The sequence below is a fragment of the Bradyrhizobium iriomotense genome (genome assembly GCF_018130765.1).
Classification (GTDB): Bacteria; Pseudomonadota; Alphaproteobacteria; order Rhizobiales; family Xanthobacteraceae; genus Bradyrhizobium; species Bradyrhizobium iriomotense_A.
The window spans coordinates 1-2314 of the sequence record NZ_JAFCJZ010000052.1; the positions used below are offsets into that span (position 1 = coordinate 1).

At 66.8% G+C, this 2314-nt stretch carries 1 protein-coding gene; it reads left to right on the top strand.

The features are described from left to right. Positions 1-223: 223 nt before the first annotated feature. A complete protein-coding gene (locus tag JQ635_RS38855; protein WP_211415032.1) occupies positions 224-2191 on the top strand; it encodes a methyl-accepting chemotaxis protein in 1968 nt (655 codons plus the stop codon). Positions 2192-2314 lie beyond the last annotated feature (123 nt).

Genomic DNA, 2314 nt, shown 5'->3' on the forward strand with positions numbered 1-2314 from the left:
CCTTCAAGAACGGCCTCGAATACTTCCATGCCGTCGCAGCAGGATGGAGCCTCAGAGATATGTGCATGCCCTAGCGCCCTCGCGGGGACGACACCTTTGTTTGGCGGGCAGCCCGGTCACCACAGCCATCCCCCCACAACCACCCCGCGCCCCCGCCCGTTCACCCTCTCTTAGCGAGAAGTTGATAGACGTTCTTAACCAACGCCCAAACAACGAGTCGGACATGCGCGCGAGCCTCGGCCTCAGAATGCGGATCACGGTTGCGCTGGCGGTGACGGCGGCGGCGACGGCGCTGATCGCGGTGCTCGGCGCGATGTGGATCATCGCAGGGATCATCGACCGCGCCGACCAGCGCGAGCTGCGCAGCCATTACGACGCCCTGCAGTCGCGCATCACTGAAGAGTCCCGTCGCGCCGCCGCCATGAGCGCCGTTGTGGCAGCGATGCCGGCGACGCAGGAGGCGATGGCGAAGCAGGATCGTGAGGCGTTGATGCGGCTGTTCGGGCCGGTCTTCTCCGCGACCAAGTCGGAGTACGGCGTCGACCAGTTCCAGTTCCACGTGCCGCCGGCGACCTCATTCCTGCGCGTGCACCAGCCCGCCAAATTCGGCGACGACCTCTCCGGATTCCGCAAGACCGTCGTCGTCGCCAACCAGGACCGCAAGGTCGTGGTCGGGCTCGAAGGCGGCGTAGCGGGGCTCGGCATCCGCGGCGTGGTACCGATCACGCAAGCCGGCAAGCACCTAGGCACAGTCGAGTTCGGCCTGACCTTCGGCCAGTCCTTCCTCGACGACTTCAAGGCAAACCGCCATGTCGACGTCGCCTTCCACCTCGCCGACGGCTCGAACTTCAAGCTGTTCGGCGGCACGCTGAAGGGCAAGAGCTTCTTCGACGTCGCCGAATACGGCCGCGCCGCCGGCGGCGACTTCACGGTGCGGCAGGCCAAGCTCGACACTACACCGGTCGCCGCGCTGCTCGGGCCAATCAAGGACTTCTCCGGCAAGCCGATCGGCGCCGTCGAGCTCGTGATGGACAATGCTGACTACGAGGCCTCGGCCGACCGCGCCTGGATGCTTGCGATCGGCATCGCTGCGCTGGGGCTCGTGCTTGCCGCCATCGTCGGCTATCTGATCGCCCGCAGCATCTCGCGCCCAATCCTGTCGATCACGTCAGTGATGCGCGAGCTCGCGGACGGACGGCTCGACGTCGCCGTGCCGGTCAGCAAGGCGGACGACGAGGTCGGCGCCATGGTGAAGGCGGTTGCGGTGTTCCGCGACAACGCCGTGAATTTCAGCAAGCTTCAGGCCGAGCAGCTCGAGGCCAAGGCGCAGTCGGAAGCGGAGAAACGCCGCGCCTTTGCCGCGCTCGCCGACAATTTCGAGGCCAGCATCCGCGACGTCGTCACCACGGTATCTGCGGCCGCGGTCGAGATGGAGCACACTGCGCGCTCGATGTCGGCCATCGTCGCGCAGTCGCGCGAGCAGACCCGCACGGTGTCGTCGGCCTCGGCGCTCGCTTCGGAGAACGTGCAGACCGTCGCGGCCGCTGCGGAAGAATTGTCGTCATCGATGACCGAGATCAGCCGGCGGCTGGCGCATGCGACCGAGGTGGTCGGCAAGGCTGCCAGCGACGGACGGCAGTCGAACGCGCGGGTGCAGAGCCTCGCCGACGCCGCTCAGAAGATCGGCGACGTCGTCTCCTTTATCAACGGCATCGCGGGACAGACCAATCTTCTGGCGCTCAATGCGACGATCGAAGCGGCGCGCGCGGGCGAAGCCGGCCGCGGCTTCGCCGTGGTCGCATCCGAAGTGAAGGCACTCGCGACGCAGACCGCGAAAGCGACCGAAGAGATCGGCGCGCAGGTGACGGCCGTGCAGGGCGAGACGGCAGGTGCGGTCGACGGCATCCAGTCGATCTGCACGACGATCCAGCAGGTCGACGAAATCTCCGCGGCGATTGCCGCCGCCGTCGGGCAGCAGGGCACAGCGACGCAGGAGATCGCGCAGAACGTCCAGCAGGCCGCGGCCCGCACCGGCGAGGTCTCGCAGAACATCGCGGGCGTCACCGACGGCATCGCAGCCACGGGCACGGCGGCAGAAGAAGTGCTGGGCTCGGCGATCGAGCTGGCGAAGCAGTCGCAGCGGCTGCGGGATGAGGTGGATCGGTTCCTGGCGCAAATTCGCGCGGCGTAGCTGGACCTACGGCTGGCGCCTTATTCTCGGTGTCGTCCCCGCGAAAGCGCTAGGGCATGCACATATCTCTGAGGCTCCATCCTGCTGCGACGGCATGGAAGTATTCGAGGCCGTTCTTGAAGG

What these genes read in the sequence shown, in the direction of transcription:
- JQ635_RS38855 (WP_211415032.1), top strand. Translation starts at nt 224, where the DNA reads ATGCGCGCGAGCCTCGGCCTCAGAATGCGGATCACGGTTGCGCTGGCG.